This is a genomic window from Streptomyces sp. NPDC054847, assembly GCF_053610925.1.
On the sequence record NZ_JBSGZJ010000072.1, the window covers coordinates 1 to 21,446 of the forward strand.

At 71.8% G+C, this 21,446-nt stretch carries 16 protein-coding genes and 1 pseudogene; 8 read left to right on the top strand and 9 right to left on the bottom strand.

Going from position 1 to position 21,446, the window contains the following annotated elements:
- Positions 1-236 precede the first annotated feature (236 nt).
- Positions 237-1,592: an aspartate aminotransferase family protein gene (locus ACWGH4_RS11115; protein WP_441263525.1), complete on the bottom strand. Its 1,356-nt coding sequence runs from the start codon at positions 1,590-1,592 to the stop codon at positions 237-239.
- Between the two features lie 179 nt (positions 1,593-1,771).
- Here ACWGH4_RS11115 and ACWGH4_RS11120 point away from each other — a divergent pair, with 179 nt between their 5' ends.
- The 3 genes from ACWGH4_RS11120 (at position 1,772) to ACWGH4_RS11130 (ending at position 4,758) form a co-directional block, all read left to right on the top strand.
- Positions 1,772-2,365, top strand: coding sequence for a DJ-1/PfpI family protein (locus ACWGH4_RS11120; RefSeq protein WP_453458567.1), 594 nt, complete (start codon positions 1,772-1,774; stop codon positions 2,363-2,365).
- Positions 2,362-2,859: a MarR family winged helix-turn-helix transcriptional regulator gene (locus tag ACWGH4_RS11125; protein WP_453458570.1), complete on the top strand. Its 498-nt coding sequence runs from the start codon at positions 2,362-2,364 to the stop codon at positions 2,857-2,859. The genes ACWGH4_RS11120 and ACWGH4_RS11125 overlap by 4 nt, the downstream gene beginning before the upstream one ends.
- Before the next feature lie 240 nt (positions 2,860-3,099).
- Entirely contained in the window at positions 3,100-4,758 is a 1,659-nt protein-coding gene (locus ACWGH4_RS11130) for a serine/threonine-protein kinase (protein ID WP_453458573.1), read from the top strand.
- A gap of 56 nt (positions 4,759-4,814) precedes the next feature.
- On the opposite strand, the gene ACWGH4_RS11135 is transcribed toward ACWGH4_RS11130, so the two are convergent.
- Together ACWGH4_RS11135 and ACWGH4_RS11140 are read right to left on the bottom strand one after the other, a co-directional pair.
- Positions 4,815-6,146 (bottom strand): trypsin-like serine protease, encoded by a 1,332-nt coding sequence (locus tag ACWGH4_RS11135; protein WP_441263521.1) that lies wholly within the window; start codon positions 6,144-6,146, stop codon positions 4,815-4,817.
- 111 nt (positions 6,147-6,257) lie between these two features.
- On the bottom strand, positions 6,258-7,526 hold the full coding sequence (locus ACWGH4_RS11140) for a hypothetical protein (RefSeq protein ID WP_453458576.1): 1,269 nt from the start codon (positions 7,524-7,526) through the stop codon (positions 6,258-6,260).
- 129 nt (positions 7,527-7,655) lie between these two features.
- On the opposite strand from ACWGH4_RS11140, the gene ACWGH4_RS11145 reads away from it, so the two are divergent.
- Together ACWGH4_RS11145 and ACWGH4_RS11150 are read left to right on the top strand one after the other, a co-directional pair.
- The gene (locus tag ACWGH4_RS11145; RefSeq protein ID WP_453458597.1) at positions 7,656-9,545 is read left to right on the top strand and encodes a serine/threonine-protein kinase; all 1,890 of its coding nucleotides are present in this window, start codon (positions 7,656-7,658) and stop codon (positions 9,543-9,545) included.
- Between the two features lie 124 nt (positions 9,546-9,669).
- A pseudogene (locus ACWGH4_RS11150) lies at positions 9,670-11,192 on the top strand (substrate-binding domain-containing protein).
- A 413-nt stretch (positions 11,193-11,605) separates the two neighbouring features.
- On the opposite strand, the gene ACWGH4_RS11155 reads toward ACWGH4_RS11150, so the two are convergent.
- A complete protein-coding gene (locus ACWGH4_RS11155; protein ID WP_453458578.1) occupies positions 11,606-12,388 on the bottom strand; it encodes a hypothetical protein in 783 nt (260 codons plus the stop codon).
- Positions 12,389-12,591: 203 nt separating this feature from the next.
- Positions 12,592-13,875, bottom strand: coding sequence for an adenylosuccinate synthase (locus tag ACWGH4_RS11160; protein ID WP_441263517.1), 1,284 nt, complete (start codon positions 13,873-13,875; stop codon positions 12,592-12,594).
- 153 nt (positions 13,876-14,028) lie between these two features.
- Between ACWGH4_RS11160 and ACWGH4_RS11165 the strand changes: the two genes are divergently transcribed.
- Positions 14,029-14,841 (top strand): diacylglycerol kinase, encoded by an 813-nt coding sequence (locus ACWGH4_RS11165; protein WP_453458581.1) that lies wholly within the window; start codon positions 14,029-14,031, stop codon positions 14,839-14,841.
- A gap of 78 nt (positions 14,842-14,919) precedes the next feature.
- Here the strand turns inward: ACWGH4_RS11165 and ACWGH4_RS11170 are convergent, their stop codons facing one another.
- On the bottom strand, positions 14,920-15,429 hold the full coding sequence (locus ACWGH4_RS11170; protein ID WP_453458584.1) for a GbsR/MarR family transcriptional regulator: 510 nt from the start codon (positions 15,427-15,429) through the stop codon (positions 14,920-14,922).
- An 89-nt stretch (positions 15,430-15,518) separates the two neighbouring features.
- On the opposite strand from ACWGH4_RS11170, the gene ACWGH4_RS11175 reads away from it, so the two are divergent.
- Together ACWGH4_RS11175 and ACWGH4_RS11180 are read left to right on the top strand one after the other, a co-directional pair.
- Positions 15,519-16,472 carry an ATP-binding cassette domain-containing protein gene (locus tag ACWGH4_RS11175; RefSeq protein ID WP_453458587.1) on the top strand — a complete coding sequence of 318 codons (954 nt, stop codon included), beginning with the start codon at positions 15,519-15,521 and terminating at the stop codon, positions 16,470-16,472.
- Entirely contained in the window at positions 16,469-18,127 is a 1,659-nt protein-coding gene (locus ACWGH4_RS11180; RefSeq protein WP_453458590.1) for an ABC transporter permease, read from the top strand. The genes ACWGH4_RS11175 and ACWGH4_RS11180 overlap by 4 nt, the downstream gene beginning before the upstream one ends.
- A gap of 13 nt (positions 18,128-18,140) precedes the next feature.
- On the opposite strand, the gene ACWGH4_RS11185 is transcribed toward ACWGH4_RS11180, so the two are convergent.
- Genes ACWGH4_RS11185 through ACWGH4_RS11195 form a run of 3 tightly spaced genes read right to left on the bottom strand, consistent with a single transcriptional unit; the run spans position 18,141 to position 21,362 of the window.
- Positions 18,141-19,346 (bottom strand): cytochrome P450, encoded by a 1,206-nt coding sequence (locus ACWGH4_RS11185; protein WP_453458593.1) that lies wholly within the window; start codon positions 19,344-19,346, stop codon positions 18,141-18,143.
- Between the two features lie 19 nt (positions 19,347-19,365).
- A complete protein-coding gene (locus ACWGH4_RS11190; RefSeq protein ID WP_159689394.1) occupies positions 19,366-20,025 on the bottom strand; it encodes a response regulator in 660 nt (219 codons plus the stop codon).
- Entirely contained in the window at positions 20,022-21,362 is a 1,341-nt protein-coding gene (locus tag ACWGH4_RS11195; RefSeq protein WP_453458600.1) for a sensor histidine kinase, read from the bottom strand. Before ACWGH4_RS11195 ends, ACWGH4_RS11190 begins: the two co-directional genes overlap by 4 nt.
- Positions 21,363-21,446: the final 84 nt, after the last annotated feature.

Below are 21,446 nucleotides of genomic sequence, written 5' to 3' on the forward strand. Positions count from 1 at the left end.
CGCGTGGCCTGTGCGGGGCGAAGGATGCCCGCGGTGCGCTTCCGGCGGAGCGCCGCCCGCGGTGCGCTGCCGGCGGGGCCGCGTCGGCGTCCGCATCGGCATCGGCGGAGGGCACCTGACCGCCGCCGGTACCCGCCCGGCTACGCCGACCAGAGCGACCCCCCTCCGGCCGACCGTGGCCGGAGGGGCGTAGGGCGCGTCGGGCGGGACCCGTCAGAGGGGCGTCGGGCAAGGCCTCAGACCGTCCACTCGTCAGCGACCGACAGCGCCGCGTCCAGCGCGGCCAGACCCTCCTTCGCCTCGGCCTCGCTCACGTTGCACGCGGGGACGGCGTGCGTGCGGTTCATGTTGATGAAGGGCCACAGGCCATTCTTCTTGCAGGCCGCTCCGAACGCCGCCATCGCCGCGTTCGCCTCGCCGGACGCGTTGTAGGGCACCAGCGGCTCGCGGGTCCCGCGGTCGCGGACCAGTTCGAGCGCCCAGAAGACCCCCAAGCCGCGCACCTCCCCCACCGACGGGTGGCGCTCGGCCAGCTCACGCAGCCCCGGCCCCAGCACTGTCTCTCCGACGACCGCCGCGTTCTCGACGACCTTCTCGTCCGCCATGACCTGGATGGTGGCGACGGCCGCCGCGCACGCCAGCGGGTGGCCGGAGTAGGTGAGCCCGCCGGGGTAGGGGCGCTTGTCGAAGGTCGCGGCGATCTCGGCGGAGATCGCCACACCGCCGAGGGGCACGTATCCCGAGTTGACGCCCTTGGCGAACGTGATCAGGTCCGGCACCACGTCGAAGTGGTCGGCGGCGAACCAGGCGCCCGTTCGTCCGAAGCCCGCCATGACCTCGTCGAGGACGAACACGATGCCGTACCGGTCGCAGATCTCGCGGACGCCCGCGAGATAGCCGGGCGGAGGCGTCATGATGCCGGCCGTGCCCGGGATCGTCTCGAGGATGATCGCCGCGATCGTCTGCGGGCCCTCGAAGGCGATGGTGTCCTCCAGGTGCGTCAGGGCGCGTGCGCACTCCTCCGCCTCCGTCGAGGAGTAGAACGGGGACCGGTACAGGAACGGCGCCCAGAAGTGGACGACGCCCGCCGTGCCGTTGTCGCTGGCCCAGCGGCGCGGGTCGCCGGTGATGTTGACCGCCGTCGCGGTGCCGCCGTGGTACGAGCGGTAGGCGGAGAGCACCTTCGGACGGCCCGTGTGCAGACGGGCCATCCGGATCGCGTTCTCGACGGCCTCCGCGCCGCCGTTGGTGAAGAAGATCTTGTCGAGGTCGCCGGGGGTGCGCTCGGCGATCAGCCGGGCCGCCTCGGAGCGCGCCTCCACGGCGAACGCGGGCGCGAAGGTGGCGAGCTTGCCGGCCTGTTCCTGGATCGCCGCGACGACCTTGGGGTGCTGGTAGCCGATGTTGGTGTAGACGAGGCCGCTGGTGAAGTCGAGGTAGCGGTTGCCGTCGTAGTCCCAGAAGTAGGACCCCTCTGCGCCGGCGACGGCGAGCGGGTCGATCAGGCCCTGGGCGGACCAGGAGTGGAACACATGGGCGCGGTCGGCCGCCTTGACGGCAGCTCCGGTCTGCGGGTCGGCATGAGGGGTCATGCGGCTCAGCGTAAGGAACCGCCGGTCGTAGCCGACATGGCCACCTTGTATGGACCAGGCCGCTTATCTGGGCAGGGTGTCGCCCCTCGCGGGCACCCTTTCATGATTGACAGCATACTGTCGTCATGACAGGCTGCTGTCATACACGGAGGAGCAGGACACGCGTCAAGGAGGGCACCATGACCAGCGGGACCGTTCATCTGGCCGTTTACGACACCTACGCCGACTGGGAGACGGGCCACACCACCGCCCACCTCACCCAGAACGGCTTCACCGTGAAGACGGTCGGCCTCACCACGCACCCCGTGACCACCATGGGCGGCGTCCGCATCCAGCCCGATCTGGCGCTCGCGGACCTCGACCCGGCGGACAGCGCGCTGCTGATCCTCACCGGAGCGACCCTGTGGGACACCGGCGACGTCCTCTCGCCCTTCGCCACCAAGGCCCGCACGTTCCTCGACGCGGGCGTCCCGGTCGCGGCGATCTGCGGCGCGACCGCCGGTCTCGCACGCGAGGGCCTGCTCGACGACCGCGCCCACACCAGCGCCGTCTCGTTCTATCTGGCCGCCACGGGCTACAAGGGCGGCGACCGTTACGTCGACACGGACGCCGTCACCGACGGTGACCTGATCACCGCCGGCCCGACCGAGCCCGTCGCCTTCGCCCGCGAGGTCTTCGCCCGCCTCGGCGTGTACGAGGGGGAGAAGCTGGACGCCTGGTACCGGCTGTTCCACGACTCGGACCCGGCGGCCTTCGAGGTCCTGAACGCATGAGGCCGGACCACCACCCCCAGGAACTGCTGACCCGCACGGCCCTCGGCGTCTTCCGGCTGAACGGGCAGTTCATCACCGTCTCCGACCGCATCGCCAGGGAGGCGGGGCTGACGGCCGCCCGCTGGCAGGTCCTCGGCGCCGTGGTGCGCGGGCCGCAGTCCGTGGCCGGGATCGCCCGCACGATGGGCATCACCCGGCAGAGCGTGCAGCGCATCGCCGACGTGCTCGCCGGGCAGGGGCTGGCCGAGTACCGTCCCAACCCGGCCCACCGGCGCGCGAAGCTGCTGCACGCGACGGAGGAGGGCCGGGCCGCGATCAAGCAGATCGACCCCGGCCACGCACGGCTGGCGAACCGGCTGCTGGACGCCCTCGGACCGGAGGAGTTCGCGGAGACCGTGCGGGTGCTGGAGCAGCTTTCACGGGCGATGGACACCATCGACGCCCAGGACACGGCCGACGGCCCGGCCGGCCTCCCGCCGGGACGGGAAGCCTGACGTCGGGAAACCGGCACGGCCCCCGGGCCGGGGCCCTGACGGAACGCGACGCCAGGTGCCCGGCGTCAGTGCCCCGGCGCGGAAGCCTTACGCCGGGAACCCGACGCCAGGAGCCCAGCGAGGAACGCCGCCGGGGCCCCGGCGGCGTTTCCGCGCGTACCGCTGACCTGTGTGGCTCCCGGCGCGCCCACTATCCTCGGTCCGTCGAGCATTTCGGTACGGGGGAAGGGCCGCGCGGCGATGGAGCAGCTGGCACCAGGGGATCCACATCACATCGGCGAGTACCGGATCCTGAGCCGGCTCGGGGCGGGCGGCATGGGCCAGGTGTATCTCGCCCGCTCCGACCGCGGACGCACCGTCGCGGTGAAGCTCGTGCGGCAGGAGCTCGCGGAGCAGGAGGAGTTCCGCAACCGCTTCCGGCTCGAGGTCCGGGCCGCCCTGCGCGTCGGCGGGAGGTGGACGGCGCCCGTCCTCGACGCGGACACGGAGGCCCCGGTCCCCTGGGTCGCCACCGGTTACATCGCCGGGCCCGCGCTGCACACCGTCGTCTCCGGCGCGCACGGACCGCTGCCGGAACGCAGCGTCCGTCTGCTGGCCTCCGGCCTGGCGCACGCGCTGACGGACATCCACACGGCCGGCCTGATCCACCGCGACCTCAAGCCGTCGAACATCCTGCTCACCATCGACGGGCCGCGTGTCATCGACTTCGGCATCGCCCGCGCGCTGGAGACGGTCGCCGACGACGGCCTCACCCGCACCGGCGCGCTCGTCGGCTCGCCCGGTTTCATGTCGCCCGAGCAGGTGCGCGGCGACAGAATCACCCCGGCGTGCGACGTCTTCTGCCTGGGGTCCGTACTCGCCTACGCGGCGACGGGCCGGCTCCCGTTCGGATCCGCCGCGAGCGGCGCCCACGCGCAGATGTTCCGTATCGCGCAGGAGGAGCCGGACCTGGCCGGGGTCCCCGAGGCTCTGCTGGACCTGATCCGCGACTGTCTGCGCAAGGAGGCGGAGGCACGGCCGACCGTGGACGAGGTCCTTCGCCGGACGGCCGCCGACGCGGACGGCGAGCCGTGGCTGCCGGGGGCGCTGATCGCGCAACTCGGCCGCCACGCGGTCCAGTTGCTGGACGCCGAACAGCCGCAGGCACCGGCGCAGCCGCCGACGATGACGGCGCCTCCCCGCGCGGCCGCGACACCGCCTCCCGCTCCGGCGCCGATACCGGCGGCGGCGCCGCACACGCCGCCCGGACCGGTGTACGGCTATCCGCAGCCGTACCGGCCGGCTCCGCACCACCCTGCCCCGTACCCGCCAGGGCCCCATGCCCCGACTCCGCCTCCGGCGCCACGGCGCGGCTCCCGTGGCGGGACACTGGCCCTGATCGCCGTCGCGCTGGTCGTCGCCCTCGGCGCGGGCGGCTCGGTGTACGCGTTCATGTCCAAGGACAAAGGCAAGCGGACGACTGCGGACCCGAAGCCCAGCTCCACGTCCTCGGCCCCCACCTCTCCCCCCGCCTCCTCCGGCACTCCCGCACCGACCGGCACACCGCCGACGGCCCAGACGGCGGGCGATGTGCCGCAGGAGTACGTCGGCACCTGGCGGGCGTCGTTCGAGACGGCGGACGGCACGAACACCCGGATCATGACGATCACGCAGGGCGCGACCGGCGAACAGATCATGACCCTGAGCGGCACCGGCCCCAACTACGACTGCCGCTGGTCGGCCAAGCTCCGCGCCCCCGGACCGCCCCTTGAACTCGCCCCCACGGCCGTCACGTTCGGCGACCGCGTCTCGTGCGCCCCGGGGCAGTGGAGCCTGTTGAACATGCCCGCCGACAACATCATCGTCCGCGAGCTCGTCGGCTCGACCGGCGAGCCGCTCACCTACACCAAGACGGGCTGAGAAGGGCGACACGCCGGCTGAGAGGGTCTACTGTGCCGGGCCCGCGGCAGCCGGCCTCAGCCCCAGCTCGCGCTGTGGAAGTTGCGGTACTCCCTGCGTTCCTGGGCCGACACGAGCCACCGTGCGACCAGCAGTCCGGTCAGGCTGAGGCCGATCAGGCCCGCGCCCAGGGCCGGGTTGCCGAAGTCGACGATCGAGCTGACCGCCCGCGATCCGAGGCCCTCCCCGGGCCGCGGCGGCGCGGGTACGGGCGGGGCGCCGCCCTCCGATTCGTCGACCGTCCCGCCCGGGGCGGGCGGGCCGCCCGTCAGGTCCACGCCGAGCTTCTCCATGGCGGTGGTCACCGGCTGGAAGTAGGTGGTGCCGCCCGTGGTGCAGTCGCCGTCGCCGCCCGAGGTGACGCCGAGCGCCAGTCCCTCGGAGAACAGCGGCCCGCCGCTGTCCCCCGGCTCGGCGCAGACCGTGGTCTCGATCAGCCCGGTCACCGTGCCCTCGGGGTAGTTCACCGTCGCGTTGACGGCGGTCACCTCTCCGGAGCGGAACCCGGTCGTGCTGCCGCTGCGGAACACCCGCTGCCCGACGGCCGGTTCGCCGGCCCCGACGATCTGTACGCCCCTGCCGCCGCCGATGTCCACGACGTTGGTGCGGTCCAGGACGTCGACGTCCTCGTAGCGCACCAGGGAGTAGTCGTCGCCGGGGAAGCTGGCGGCCGTGGTGGTGCCGACGAGTTCGTCGCCCTGACGGTCCCGGAACCAGGTGGAGTCCTCCGGCCCGCAGTGCCCCGCCGTCAGGATGAAGATGTCCTGGCCGTTGGTGACGTTGAACCCGGCGGTGCACCGCCGCTGGTCCCCGAAGACCGCGGTGCCGCCGTTGACCCTGGTGGTGAAGGTCCCCGAGGTGCGTTCCATGCGGACGAAGCCGCCGATCTCCTCCGCGAGGCCGGACATGCGCGACCAGTCGTCCGCGGAGACGGTGCTGTCGGCGCGCACGGTGATGCTGTTGGCCGCGTAGTCGACCGCCCACGCGGTGCCGGGCACCCGGGGCGCGGAGCGCAGGGTCTCGGTGGCCGAGCGGAGCCGCTCCATGCTGTGGCGCACCACTTCGGCCTCCGCGCCGGCCCGCCGAACCTCCTCCGCGGCCTCCTGATCGGTGACGGCGACGACCGTCCTCCCGTCGGGGCCGGTCCAGCTGCCCGCGGTACGGGCCGGGCCGAGCCGCGACACCAGCCCGGCCACCGGGTCATCGGCCCGCGGATCACCCGCGGCGGGCGGCTCGCCCGCCATGGCGCCGGAGACCATCAGCCCGCCGCTGAGCAGCCCGACCACGGCGGCCAGCCGCACGACCCGCTGGAGTGTCCGTCGTGCCCCCCTCCGTCGTGCGTGCATCATGCGCGGCCCCAAGGTCGTAACGGAACGGCTTCGCCAGTGCCATGGGGCCCCGGACGCCGAGGCCCCGGTCCTCAGTACGTGCCGCGGTACCGGACCGTTCAGCCGACGCCGCTACAGGGTCATCGAGTACACGTAGCGGTTGCTCTCGTACTCGTTGACCGACCACAGGACACCGGCCCGGGCGTCGTGGCTCAGGTCCTCCGGTCCTTCGGCCTGGTGCCAGGCGAAGATGGCCGGCAGGTCACCGAGGGGCTGCTTGCGCCAGGTCCGCACCGTCCCGTAACGACTCGGACCGGCACTCGCGGACAGGTAATAGGTGCCTGAGACGCTCACGGCGCCCTGCACCTGACCGCCGTGCCGGATCCGTTCACGGGCGACCGACCTGATCAGCCCACCCGGTCCGGCGGGAGCCAGCGCGCCGGTGGTCGGGTCCAGGTTCCAGCGGACCACGCGCGAGGACGTCTCGAGCGGACGCCTGAACTCACTCACCACGAGGGAGTGCGGAGCAGTCGTGACGTCCACCGCCACCTGCGAGTAGCGCTGCTGCACCTCTACGAGGTTCGGTGCCACATGGTCATAGGCGCGGCTCTGCGGCAGGACGTACTTGTAGCGGAGCGCGTGGTACTTGCCCTTCCAGTAACCGCACTTGTCCGCCGGGCCGTCCGTCGCGACCTCGAGCATCTCGTCGGTGTTGAAGACGCGCAGGCCCTTGATGGTGTCCGCTATGTAGAGGCGGTTGCCGTACCAGGCGATACCGCCGGCGTGCAGGGTCGCGGGCCGGAAGGTGAACCGGCGTCCCTGCACGCGAGGTTCGACGAGCAGCACGTGCCGGTACTTCGGCGCGGCAGGGTCCGAGAGGTCCACGATGCTGATCCGCGCCCCCTGGTCCTCCTGACCCGCGCGGGCGTACCAGGAGACCATGAGGACGTTCGGGTCGGTTCCGCCGGCGGCGGTGCAGCGGTTGCTGATGCCCTGCGGGCGCCAGTACCTGGTCTTGAAGTCGTTGGCGATGGTGTTCCGTTCGCCCGCGCCCTGCCACTGGAACGAGGTGCGCAGCCGGGGCAGGCTCGCTCCCGGCCAGTCCGGTCGTGCGGGACGGCCCTTCCTGTCGGTGTCGGCCAGGATGTCGTCGAGCGATGCCCTGCCCAGTCCGTGGCGCTCCTCGGGACGTGCGCTGTCCGCCATGAGGAGGAGTCTCTTGATCACGTCCGGGTAGTTGGTGCCCGATCCGTTGGCGCGGGTGCGCATGCGCAGGTCGAGCGGCATCGGATCGGCGGCTTCCGCCGCCTGGGCGCCGTGCGGCAGCAGCAGGCCGCCGACGGTGGCGGCCACCGGTGCCGCTGCCATGCCCCGCAGAATCGTTCTCCGTGTGGTGTCCATGGCGATGGACCGTAGGAGCGGACGGGCGGGTCCGTCCCGCCCGCGGCTGTCCGGGACATGTCCCGGACAGCTTGGGTCCACTCAGACCGCCCACGGCCTCAAGTCCTGGCCCACATAGGCGACTTGACCATGACAGAGGCCCTGTGCGCCGCGTTGTGGGAAGATCCGGGCGTGGATGCCCTGCTGCCCGAAGACCCCACCCAGATCGGCCCGTTCCGGCTGCTCGGACGGCTCGGAGTCGGCGGGATGGGCCGGGTCTATCTCGCCCGCTCGGCCGGCGGCCGGACCGTGGCCGTCAAACTCGTGCGGGCCGAGCTCGCCGCACAGGACGAGTTCCGGCGCCGGTTCGCGCGTGAGGTCGAGGCGCTGGAGCGGGTCGGAGGGGCCGGGACCACGCCCGTCATCGCCTCCGACACCGCGGCGGAGTCGCCCTGGGTGGCCATCGGATATGTGCCGGGGCCGTCGCTGAGGAGCGTCGTCGTCGACCAGTACGGGCCGCTGCCGGCGAACTCCGTACGCGCCCTGGCCGCCGGACTGGCCGACGCGCTCGGGCACATCCACGCCGCCGGGCTGCTGCACAGGGACCTGAAGCCCTCCAACATCCTGCTCACCGTCGACGGCCCCCGCATCATCGACTTCGGCATCGCACGCGCCGTGGACACCGTCACCGACGGCGGGCTGACGACGACCGGCGCGGTCGTCGGATCACCCGGCTTCATGTCGCCCGAGCAGGTGCGCGGCGAACGGCTCACGCCCGCGTCGGACGTGTTCTGTCTGGGTGCCGTGCTGGCGTACGCGGGCACCGGGCGCCCGCCGTTCGGGTCCGCGGACAGCGGGGTGCACGCCGTGCTGTTCCGTATCGCCCACGAGGAGCCGGACCTCGCCGGGCTCCCGCCCGAGCTGGAGCCGCTCGTACGGGGCTGCCTGAACAAGGACCCGGCTGCCCGGCCGACGGCCGCGGAGCTGGCCGGCGTGCCCCTTCCGGACGAACCGTGGCTGCCCGCCGGCCTGCTGGCCGGGCTGGGGCGGCACGCTGCCCGGCTGCTCGACGCGGACGGGGACCCGACACCCCCGACGCCGGTGACCGTGCCGGCCGCGCCGCGCAGGCGGCGGCGTACCCCGCTGGCCGCCGCGGCGGCGGTCGCCGTTCTCGCCGTCGCCGGCACGTTCGCCGCCCTTCAGTGGAAGGACCGCGGCGGGACGGACGACGGGGCGGGCGGCGCGGGAGCGACCGGCACCCCGGTCGCGTCCACCAGCGGCACCGGCGACTCCGCCGGCATCGTGCCCGACGACTTCCTCGGCGCGTGGGAGGGCGTCCTGCGGGGCAGTGCCGACGCGCCGTACGAGACCGGGCGCATCGAGATCACCCAGGGCCGGGCCGGCGAGAAGACCGGCGTGTACGTCCACGTCACCGGTGAGCGGCTGTGCATGGGGCGCTCCACGCTCGTCTCCGCGGACGCCGACCGGATCGTGTTCGGCGAGAGCGACGTGACCACCAGCGTGCCCGAGAGGCGCTGCACCCCCGCCGCGCACCAGACCCTGACCGTACGGTCGCCAGAGGTGCTGGAGTGGACGTCCGGGGACGTCACTGCCACGTTCCACCGGTCGAAGAACGGCCCCAAGGCCGTGCCGTCCGCCTTCGTCGGTCACTGGCGGCAGAAGTTCGACGTGCTGGACGCCCCGCCGGACTACGAGGAGTCCCGTTCCTTCGAGATGACGGTCACCCAGGGTCCGGTCGGCGCCCCGCTCGTACGGTTCTCCGAGAACTACCCGCGCACCGACGAGGAGACCGGCGAGGAGACCGGCGACCTGGTGCACTGCGAGAGCACCGCCGTGCTCGGCGGCGTCGGCGACCTGGTCGTCCTCGGGCCGCCGCAGCCGGCAGAGGGTTCCGACCCCGAGTGCACCCCGTCGGGCTCCGCGCAGAACCTGCGCGCCGACCGCTTCGAGGGCAAGGAGCGCCTCCTCATGTACGGGATGAGCGCCGACGGCGAACCGGCGGAGTACGTCCGCAGATGACCCGGCAGGGTGATTGAACTCCGGACCAACATTCGGCGTCCGGTCGCACAAGCCGCTCCGCCGCGCCGCGTGTCCTCCGTACGGTGGCCGCTCCACCTGGGACGCGAGGAGCGAGGGGGCACCCGTGGAGTGGCTCAATGCCGAGAACGTCGTGGCCGTGCTCACCGCCGTGCTGGGCATCCTGGCCTCCGGCGGGGTGCTCTGGTACGAGCGGCGGGTGCCACGGCGAAGACGTATCGGGTACCGGGTGCAGATGGACACCCCGATCGGCAGCGACGTGCGCGCCGGGCGGCCAAACTTCCGGCTCGGGCTGTTCAACGAGGCCCCCGAGATGTCCGACGCCACGCTCGTCCTGCTGCGCGTCGAGAACGACGGCTCGCAGAGCATCGCGGACAACGACTACACCGGCCGGGAGGTCCACGGCCTCACCGCGGAGTTCACCGACCGCACCGTCCGGGCCATAGCGGTCACCCAGCCGCCGGGTGCCGAGCACCTGATGGACCACTTCACGGCGGCCGCCGGTATGCGGCACACCGGCGGAACGATTCACCTGCCGCGTGTCCCAACCAGGGCCAGCACTTCAAGCTGCTGGTCCTGCTCACCGGCGGGCCGGTCGGCAGCCCGATCCGGGTGACCGGCGGCCTGCGGGACGGCGACGTGGCCCCCAACCGCAGCACCACTCCCGACGACACCCCGCCGCTCTTCAGCCGTGCCGCCCGGGTGATCACCGTGCTGCTGACCGTCTGCGTCGTCGCGCTCGCCACGATCATCGTCGCGCGGGACGACTCCCGTCCGCCGATCGGCTGCGCCCGCGGAGAGCTCACCGTCACCGGCTCGACGGCCTTCGCGCCGGTGGTGCGGGAACTGGCGAAGAAGTACGAGAAGGACTGCGAGGGCGCCACCGTCACCGTCGACGCGCACGGCAGCAACGCCGGCATCAGGGCGCTGGCGGAGACCGGCGCCGCGTCGGGCGGCGGTTCACCGGCGATGATCGCGCTCGCCGACGGCCCCAAGCCCGGCGGCTACCCGCAGCTCCGTGAGACGCGGGTAGCCGTCTCCGTCTTCTCGCTGGTCGTCAACGACCGGGTCACGCTGAAGAACCTCTCCCTCGACGCCGTCCGCAAGATCTACCGCGGCGAGATCACCGACTGGTCGCAGCTCGGCGGCCCCGAACTGCCGGTCCTCCTCGTCAGCCGGGACGCCAACTCCGGTACCAGGGAGGTCTTCCAGCGCCGGGTCCTGCACCGCAACGAGCCCGTGAACTCCTCGCGCGACTGCGAGCACAAGGACGACGCGGAGGCTCCCGTCGTCCGCTGCGAACTGAGCAGCACCGAACAGGTGCTGGCGACGGTCGCCGAGCTGCCCGGCGCGATCGGCTACAGCGAGCTGCGCTCCGGCAGCGGACTGAAGGGTCTGCACCGTCCGACCATCGACGGCGACGCGCCGTCCGTCGACGACATCGGCGAGACGGGCTACCCGTACCGCGAGATCGAGTACGCCTACACGTACGGCCGGCCGCCCGCCGACTCGCTCGTCTCCAGCTTCCTCACCTACATGAGCCGCGGCGGCGGACAGGACGTGATCACCACGCACGGGCACCTGCCGTGCGCGACGCCGAAGGGGCTGCGGATCTGCGGGGAGGAGTGAGCCGGGTCGGTCAGGGCGGGAGCATGAGGGTCAACGGTGACGCCGGGCGGCGCGGGACCGGCCACGCCTCCCCGGCTCCATGCGGCGCGGCCGGGCACGGAAAAACCCCCGGACGCGGATCCACGGCGAAAGCGCTGGGCCCTCGCCGCGGATCTGCCCCTCGGGGGTTTCCAGTGTCCCGCGAACGCCCTGCAGGAACGAGTTGATCTCGAAGCTCGAGGCCACATCGCCGCAAGGTCCCCGACCAGGCTTCCGGTACGGGATGGCGCCTTCTGCGCAGGTGCCCACCGTCACGCGTACGGCGCCCGTTCCTGGCTACCCCCGCAGCCCATCCGGCCACCCTCTTCCCGACGGACAGCCCGGTCAGCGGCTTGCACGGCAACGGGCCGACCACCACCCGCAGCCGCCGTGCCTCACTGCGGCGGCTGACCGCCGTAGGGCTGGTGACCGTACGAGGGCTGGGCCGGAGGCTGCTGACCGTACGAGGGCTGGCCCGGGGGCTGCTGGGCGTACGGCTGGTGCTGCTGGTGCTGCGGCGCCGGGTACGGAGGCTGCGGCCCGCCGTAGGGCTGCTGGGCGTACCCCTGCTGCCCGCCGGGCCCGTACTGCTGCGGCCCGTGCCACTGTGCGGGCGGCAGGCTGCCGGGCGGGAGGTAGGAGACCTGGCCGGGGGAGGACTCGTGGCGCACGAAACCCGCGGCCTCGAGGTGTGCGCCGGCCCTCTTGTGGCGCGCGGCGTTGATCCAGACGCCGATGCCGACGAGCACGGCGAGGAAACCGACGTAGCCGAGGGCCAGGCCGGGGCTGTCGCCCAGGGAGCCGAGCAGGCGCAGGCTCGCGACCAGGAGCACGATCCCGATGACCGGCAGCCGCTTCACCAGCGCGGCTTTGCTGCTCAGGTCGAACAGAACCCGCTTCTTGTTGAGCTCCAGCACCTGCTGCGGGATCTCGGGGATCCGGGGTGCGTACGGCCAGCACTGTGCGGCACGCGCCTGCGCCTGCGGGCTCGGGTCGGGGGCGAAGGCCAGCTTGATGGAGAAGATCTCCTGCCGGGCACCCGCGTACCGGTAGCCGAACAGCTCGGCGACGGACACCAGCGTCGCGAGCCGCTTCATCATCGACATCTTGGTTGTGAACTCGAACGGCATGCCGCGACGCATGCTGTCGAGCAACTGGGTCGTCTGGCGATCAGCCATGTGTATCCGCCCCTGGACCGGTCTCGGCGCTGCTCCCGCCTCGGCACCGGCGTGAACATTCGGAACACGCAGCCTAGCCAGTCGTGCCGTGTGCATGGCAGGGAGGCCCCTGCCCGCCTCGTACGCCGGCGGGAACCGGCGCGAAGGCCCGGACGCCGATTCGCGTCCGGGGCCTCGCACCGTGTCCGTCCTGCCCGGCAGGCCTACAGGAACGAGTTGATCTCGATGGTCTCGGTCCGGCCGGGGCCGACGCCGATCGCCGAGATCGGGGCGCCGGACATGTCCTCCAGCGCCTTCACGTACGCCTGCGCGTTCTTCGGCAGGTCGGCGAAGGTCTTCGCCTTGGTGATGTCCTCGGACCAGCCCGGCAGCATCTCGTACACCGGCTTCGCGTGGTGGAAGTCGGTCTGGCTGTACGGGAGCTCCTCGACGCGCTTGCCGTCGATCTCGTACGCCACGCAGACCGGGATCTGCTCCCAGCCGGTCAGGACGTCCAGCTTGGTGAGGAAGAAGTCGGTCAGACCGTTGACCCGGGTCGCGTAGCGCGCGATGACCGCGTCGAACCAGCCGCAGCGGCGGTCGCGGCCGGTGGTGACGCCCCGCTCGCCGCCGATGCGGCGCAGTGCCTCGCCGTCCTCGTCGAACAGCTCGGTCGGGAACGGCCCGGCGCCGACACGGGTCGTGTAGGCCTTGAGGATGCCGATGACCCGGCTGATCTTCGTCGGGCCCACGCCGGCGCCGGTGCAGGCGCCGCCCGCGGTCGGGTTCGAGGAGGTGACGAAGGGGTACGTGCCGTGGTCGACGTCCAGCAGGGTGCCCTGGCCGCCCTCGAAGAGGACGACCTTGCCCTCGTCGATGGCGTTGTTCAGGATCAGCGTGGTGTCGGCGACGTACGGCCGGATCTGCTCCGCGTACTGGAGCATCTCCTCGACGATCTTCTCCGTCTCGATCGCGCGACGGTTGAAGACCTTGGTGAGGAGCTGGTTCTTGGTGTCGAGGGCCGCCTCGACCTTCTGCATCAGGATCGACTCGTCGTAGAGGTCCTGGACGCGGATGCCGACGCGGTTGATCTTGTCGGCGTACGTCGGACCGATGCCGCGGCCCGTGGTGCCGATCTTGCGCTTGCCCAGGAACCGCTCGGTCACCTTGTCGACGGTGACGTTGTACGGGGTGATCAGATGGGCGTTTCCGCTGATCAGGAGCTTGGACGTGTCGACGCCGCGGTCGTTCAGCCCGCTCAGCTCGGAGAGCAGAACCGCCGGGTCCACGACGACGCCGTTACCAATGACCGGAGTACATCCCGGCGAGAGGATTCCGGAAGGGAGGAGATGCAGCGCATACTTCTGGTCGCCGACGACAACCGTGTGGCCGGCGTTGTTGCCGCCCTGGTAGCGCACCACATAATCCACTGATCCACCGAGCAGGTCGGTGGCCTTTCCCTTGCCCTCGTCACCCCACTGAGCACCGAGCAGCACAAGTGCGGGCACAGGCGTACACCCCTTCCGGGCGGGGCAAGACCAAGGTCAGGGGGCCGGAGCCGTGCCTGAGTCCTGGGACAGGTTGCCCCGGAATAGACGAAGCCCCTGGCGCAATAGCGCAAGGGGCTCTTGCACAAAGATGCTACCCGAGGAAGGACCGAGGTGTCGGATCCCGACCAGCTGCTGGTGGTCATCGACCCGGTCGCCCGCCGAATGGACGGCGAGTCCGTGCGCATCGCGAAAGATGTGCTGTGCGGCGGGTCGGAGGCGAAAATCTGTCTTCCCCAGGGCCCGGAGGAATTCGCCCGGGCACTCGCCCGGAGGGGTTCGCGCAGGCCGGTGGTGGTCGGCGACGACCGGGCACTGCTGAGGGCCGTGGCCCTGCTGCACCGCGACCGCTCGCTGGGCGACGGCGTGCTGGCGCTCGTCCCCGTGGGCTCCTCCGTACGGCTTGCGCACTCCCTCGGCGTTCCCGCCGGGGCGGTCGCGGCGGCCAGGGCGGTCCTCGAGGGGACGCCGCGGCGGCTGGACCTCCTGGTGGACGAGAGCGACGGGGTGGTCCTGGGCGACCTGGCGATCCCGGCGTCCCGCCCGGTGCCGCATGTGGAGGGCGCCTCGGTGTGGACGGCGGCCCGCTCCCTCGTCCGCACCCTGGTGCGCCCCGCTCCCTCGGCCGCGCCGGTCCGCACCCACCGCCTGCGTGTGGAGGCGGACGGGGTCCTGATGTGCGACCTGGACCGCCCGGTCGAGGACGTCACCGTCCGCGCCGGCCCGGGCGGCCGCGCGGAGGTCGTCGTCCGCCACGGCTCGACCGCCGAGCCCCTGCGCGCGAGCGCCCTCTCCGTGACGGTCTCCGGCCCGGACTTCCGCTACCGGGCCGACGCGCACGTCACCGGCCCGGTCAGGACCCGCACATGGACGGTACGGGCGGGCGCGTGGGGCCTGACACTGCCGCTGCCCGCCCCGGCGGGCTGACCCCGGCGAACGCCCGGCGGGCCTGACCTCAACGGGCAAAGCTCGACGACCCGGCAGGGGCGGCCCCGCCCTGCCGGGTCAGGCCGCGCCGTGGAGCCGGTCGCGGTGTTCGCGCCAGCGTTCCATGAGGAGGGCGAGCTCCTTCTCCAGGAACTGGAAGAACTCCAGCGTCTCGGACATCCGCCGGCCCGCCCCCGTGTCGGGGCCGAGGCTGACCACGCCCTCCCGCAGGGTGTGCTCCCAGCGCTTGAGGATCTGGTCGCGGTTGGTGAGCGCCTCGTACCACTGGTTGCTGTGCACGCGGTAGCGCTCGCGGCGGGAGCCCGGTTCCCGCTCGCGGGAGACCATGTTGACCTGGGCGAGGTAGCGGATCGCGCCGGAGACCGCGGCGGGGCTGACCTGGAGCTGCTGCCCGAGTTCGGCCGAGGTCATCACACCGGAGTCGGAGGAGAGCAGGGCGGCGAAGACGCGGGCCGGCATCCGGGTCATGCCCGCTTCGACGAGTTGGGCGGCGAATCGCTCCACGAATGCGGACACCGCGTCCTCGTCGCGCGGCTGCTGCGCTGCCGTGGTCTGTTCGGTCGCCACCGGATCATCTCCCCTTGTCACGGTCCTGAGCCGAGTTTATACGCTTCCTTAACTTCACAAATTTGTGAAATCAGCGTACGTTCTGAAACATGACGAAGGCAATCACCGTCTCCGGACTCCACAAGTCGTTCGGACGGACACGGGCGCTGGACGGCCTCGACCTCGCGGTCGAAACAGGTGAGGTCCACGGCTTCCTCGGGCCGAACGGCGCGGGGAAGTCGACCACCATCCGGGTTCTGCTCGGGCTGCTGCGCGCCGACTCGGGCGCGGCCCAGATGCTCGGCAAGGACCCCTGGCACGACGCCGTGGAACTGCACCGGCGCCTCGCCTACGTCCCCGGTGACGTCGAGCTGTGGCCAGGGCTTACCGGCGGCGAGGCCATCGACCTGCTCTCCCGGCTGCGCGGCGGCATCGACAGACGGCGCCGCAAGGAACTCGTCGAGCGGTTCGACCTGGACCCGACCAAGAAGGGCCGGGCCTACTCCAAGGGCAACCGGCAGAAGGTGGCCATCGTCGCCGCGCTCGCGTCCGACGCCGAGCTGCTGCTGCTCGACGAGCCGACCGCCGGCCTCGACCCTCTGATGGAGGTCGTCTTCCAGGACGTCATCTCCGAGGCGAAGGCCGCGGGCAGGACCGTGCTTCTCTCCAGCCACATCCTGGCCCAGGTGGAGAAGCTCGCCGACCGGGTCAGCATCATCCGGCAGGGGAAGATCGTGCAGTCCGGAACGCTGAGCGAGATGCGGCATCTGACGCGTACGACGGTCGAGGCGGAGACGGCCCGCCCGGTCAGTGGCCTGGCCGAGCTGCCGGGCGTGCACGACCTGCGGACCGACAGCGGGCGGGTGCGGTTCGCCGTCGACGGCAGTCATCTGGACGGTGCGATCCGCAGGCTCTCCGAGTTCGGCGTCCGCAGCCTCGTCAGCCACCCGCCGACGCTCGAGGAACTGATGCTGCGCCACTACGGCGACGAGCTGGGCGCGAACGGGCACGGCGCCGCCGCCGACGGCACGACCCGCCTCGCCGACGACGGAGCAGCACGATGAGCACGGCCACCGCCACCGAGGCGGCCACCGCCCCCAGCACCGCGAACGGCGGCAACGCGCTCGCCGGCACGCTCGGCCTGCTCCGCTTCGGCCTGCGCAGGGACCGCGTCCGGCTGACCGTCTGGATCCTCGCGCTGGTCGTCGGCACCGTGTCGACGGCGAGCAACTTCAAGACGCTGTACGCCGATCCGGCGGACCGCGCCTCGGTCGTGGCGACCATGGACGGCCCCGCGGGGCTCGCCATGACCGGACCGCGCCACTACCTGGACGACTACAACTTCGGCGCGATGCTGGGCCACCAGATGCTGGGCTTCATGGCCGTGATGGTCGGCCTGATGAGCGTCCTCATCGTCACCAGGCACACCCGCAACGAGGAGGAGACGGGACGCGCCGAACTGGTGCGCTCCACCGTCGTCGGACGGCACGCGCACCTGGCCGCGGCGCTGTCGCTCGCCGTCCTCGCCAATGTGGTCCTCGCCCTGCTGCTCGCGCTCACCCTCGGCAGCATGGGCATCGAAGGCATCGACACCGGCGGCTCGCTGCTCTACGGTTCCGCGCACGCCGCGGTGGGCATCGCATTCGCCGCCGTCGCCGCCGTCACGGCACAGATCACCGCGCACACCCGAGGCGCCTCCGGCATGGCACTCGCCGTCGTCGGTGTCGCGTACGTCCTGCGCGCGGCGGGCGATGTGGGAGGAGACGGGGCGCTCGCCTGGCTGTCGCCGATCGGCTGGGCCCAGCGCACCTACGTGTACGTCGACAACCGCTGGTGGCCGCTGCTGCTGTGCCTGGTGTTCGCCGTGCTGTGCGCCGCCGCGGGCTTCGTACTGTCTACGCGGCGGGACGTGGGCGCCGGCCTGCGGGCGTCGCGGCTCGGCAGCCCGGTTGCGTCGGACGCGCTGAGCCGACCGTTCGGCTTCGCCCTGCGGCTGCACCGCGGCATGCTGACCGGGTTCGGCGCGGGCCTGTTCCTCATGGGCGCGATGTACGGGTCGATCCTCGGCGACGCGGAGGACATGCTCAAGAACATCGACCAGCTCCAGGAGGCACTCAAGGAGATCGGCGGCGCCTCGGTGGCGGAGTCGTTCGCGTCGATGGTCATGGTCGTGATCTCCGTCGTCGCGGCCGTGTACGTGGTGATGGCGGCGCTGCGGCCGCGCGCCGAGGAGACCGCCGGCCGCGCGGAGCCGCTGCTCGCGACCGGGCTGTCCCGTGCCCGCTGGGTGGGTAGCCACTTGGCCGTGGCCATGGCGGGCGGCACCGCGCTGCTGCTCCTGGCCGGGGTGGGCTTCGGGATCGCGGGCGCGGCGTCCGCGGACGACGCGGGGCTGTTCCTCGACCTGGTGGCCGCGGCGCTCGCCTACGCGCCGGCGCTGTGGGTCACGGCCGGCGTCGCCGTCGTGCTCTTCGGCTGGTTCCCGCGGGCGAGCGCGGCGGCCTGGATCGTGCCGGTGTACGCCTTCGTGGTCGGGTACCTGGGGCAGTTGCTTCAGTTCCCCGGCTGGATGAGCGACCTGTCCCCGTTCGGGCACATCCCCCAGTTGCCCGCCGCGCCGATGAGCTGGACCCCGATGGTGGTCCTGACGCTGGTCGCGGCGGGGCTGGTACGGGTGGGCCTCGCGGGCTTCCGCAAACGGGACCTGGAGACGAAGTAACGGCGGCCGGGCGTCACAGTTCGACCCGTAGTGCCTCCAGGCCCCTGATCACGAAACCGCCCTTCCACCGCGGCTCCTCCGCGAGCCGCATGTCCGGGCACTGGCGGAGCAGTTCTCCGAACGACGCCGCCAGTTCGATGCGGGCGAGCGGTGCGCCCAGGCAGTAGTGGATGCCCGCGCCGAAGCTCACATGCGGGTTGTCCGCGCGTGCCAGGTCCAGCGTGTCGGGGTGGTCGAAGCGGGTGCCGTCGCGGTTCGCGGAGCCGAACAGCAGTGCCAGTTCCGAGCCGCGCGGCACCACGACGCCGTCGATCTCGATGTCGTCGAGCACCCAGCGCTCGAAGAGCTGGAGCGGGGTGTCGTAACGCATCAGTTCTTCCACAGCTGTGGACAACAGCGAGTGGTCCGCCCGCAGCGCCGCCAGCTGGTCGGGGTGGCAGAAGAGCGTCCACCACCCGTTGACCGTCGTGTTGACGGTCGCCTCGTGGCCCGCGTTCAGCAGCAGCACACAGGTGGAGATCATCTCCTGCTCGCTGAGCCGGTCGCCCTCGTCGTGGGCGGCGATGAGCGCGGAGACCAGGTCGTCGCCCGGCCGCTCACGCCGCACGGCGATCAGCTCCCGCAGGTACGCGCTGAACCCGGTCGAGGCCCGCACCGCCCGCGCCGCCGTCTCTTCCGACGGGTTCAGCTCGTACATCCCGCAGATGTCGGCCGACCAGGGCCGCAGCAGCGGCCGGTCGGACTCCGGGATGCCGAGCATCTCGGCGATCACGGCCACCGGCAGCGGCTCGGCGACCTCGGCCAGCAGATCGCCGCCGCCCGCCTTCTTGAAGTCGGCGACCAGACCGGCCGCCAGCCGCTGTACGACCGGTTCCAGCGCCTGCACGGTCCGCGGGGTGAACGCCTTCGTCACGAGCCGCCGGATCCTCGTGTGGTCCGGGGCCTCGAGGTCCAGCAGACCGTGGTCGTTGAGAGTGTGGAACGGCTCGTGCGCGGCGGGCGGCGGAGTGCGGCCGAACTCCTCGTGGGTGAAGCGGTGCAGATACGTCCGCCCGAGCCGCCGGTCCCGCAGCAGCGCGGACACGTCCGCGTGGTGCGGCACGAGCCACTGCCGTGTCGGCTCGAACCAGTGCACCCGGCCCCGCTCCCGCAGTGCCGCGAAGGCGGGGTAGGGGTCGGCCACGAACTGGGGGGACCAGGGTTCGAAGAGCGCGTCCATGTCCGGACGCTAACGCTCCCTACGAGGGTGTGACCAGCCTCGCCTCGTACGCGAAGACCGCCGCCTGGGTGCGGTCCCTGAGCCCCAGTTTCACGAGGACCCTGCTCACATGGGTCTTGATGGTCGACTCCGCGACGACCAGGTGGGAGGCGATCTCGGCGTTCGACAGGCCCTGCGCGATCAGCACCAGGACCTCGGTCTCGCGCTCGGTCAGGTCGGCGACCTGGGTCATCGCGGCGGGACGCGGCGTCTCGGACAGCTTGGAGAACTCGGTGATCAGCCGGCGGGTGACGGTCGGCGCGAGCAGCGCCTCGCCGGCGGCCACCACGCGTACGCCGTCGGCGAGCTGCCGGGCGGAGGCGTCCTTCAGCAGGAACCCGGAGGCTCCCGCCCGCAGCGCCTGGTACACGTACTCGTCCAGGTCGAAGGTGGTGAGCACCAGCACCTTGGCGCCGCCGTCCGCCGCGACGATCTCGCGGGTGGCGTCGATGCCGTTCAGCTCCGGCATGCGGATGTCCATCAGCACCACGTCGGGCGCCAGTTCGGCGACCTTGGCGACGGCTTCGCGGCCGTTGACGGCCTCGCCGACGACCTCGATGTCGGGCATGGCGTTCAGCAGGACCGAGAAGCCCTCGCGGACCATGATCTGGTCGTCGACGATGAGCACACGGATCGTCATGACGTCTCCTCGGCGGGGATGGCGGCGACGGGGATGAAGGCGGTGACCTCGTACCCGCCCTCTTCGGTGGGCGCCGCGGTCATCTCACCGTTCAGCATCGTCACACGCTCCCGCATGCCGGTGATGCCGTGACCCGCTCCCGGCGAGGGTTTGACCAGGCCCCGCGGCGGCGTGTTGACGATCCGCAGGCCCAGGCCGCCGAGCACGTAGGAGACCTCGATCTTCGCGGTCGAACCGGGCGCGTGCCGGAGCGCGTTGCTGAGCGCCTCCTGGATGATCCGGTACGCCGACAGCTCGACGCCCTGCGGCAGCTCGCGCACCGCTCCGGTGACCGTCTTCTCGGTCTCCAGGCCCGCCTCGCGGACGTTCGAGAGCAGGTTGTCGAGGTCGGCGAGGACGGGCTGGGGCGCGTCGGGGGCCTGGTAGTCCTCCGCCCTTACGACGCCGAGGATGCGGCGCAGTTCGGTGAGGGCGGCCACCGCGTTCTCCCGGATGGTGGCGAACGCCTTCTCCAGTTCCTCCGGCGGGTTCTCCACGCGGTAGGGCGCGGCCTCCGCCTGGATGGCGACGACGGACATGTGGTGGGCGACCACGTCGTGCAGTTCACGGGCGATGGTGGTGCGCTCCTCCAGCAGGGTGCGCCGGTCCCGCTCGGTGGCGGTGACCGTCTGCTGGGCGGCGACCTCCTGCTTCGCCTCACGGCGGACCAGGACCATGCTCACCATCAGCAGCAGGATCGCGGAGGCGAACAGCATGGGCGCCGCGCCGGGGCCGTAGCCCCGGCTGATCACCGTGTCGGCGAACATCCCGTACGCAGCGGTGATCACCCACATCCAGCCGGCCGTCCGGGGGCGGGTGCGCAGAGCCACGACGATCAACACGGTCAGGTGCGACAGGAACCCGGCGGGCGCCCAGGGCCAGTCGTTCCAGGAGCCCAGCACCGCCACGAACGGAGTGCTCACGATCGACACCCACCAGGCGCCCACGGGCCTGACCAGGGTCATCACGACAGCCGCCGCGGGGACGAAACCGCCGATGACGAACGCGAGGCCGCCCTCGTCGTCGGCGTAGGCGAGCAGCAGGGTGCACAGGGCGAGGAACAGCACCACGGCGTGCGGAAGCCACACCGCGCCGCGGCGTATCCGCTCGCCCGGCAGCCGGCGGACCAGCGGCCCTTCTTCGTTCAGCGGCGGCAGCGGCCGGTAGGCGAACGCGTTGTGGAAGAGGTCCTGGCGGAGGCCGCTGAGCGCTCCCTGGGCCAGGTCGTATTCGGGGCTGCGGGTCTTCTGGGTCACGTAATGACGGTAAGCGGGCGCAAGGGCCCCGGTCGTCAGCATCACTGCGGATCCTGGGGCGTCCGCCTTGAGTACTACCTGGTGGGGCCGGGGTCCGTGGCCCGGTTCGACAGGGCGGGGCCGCTC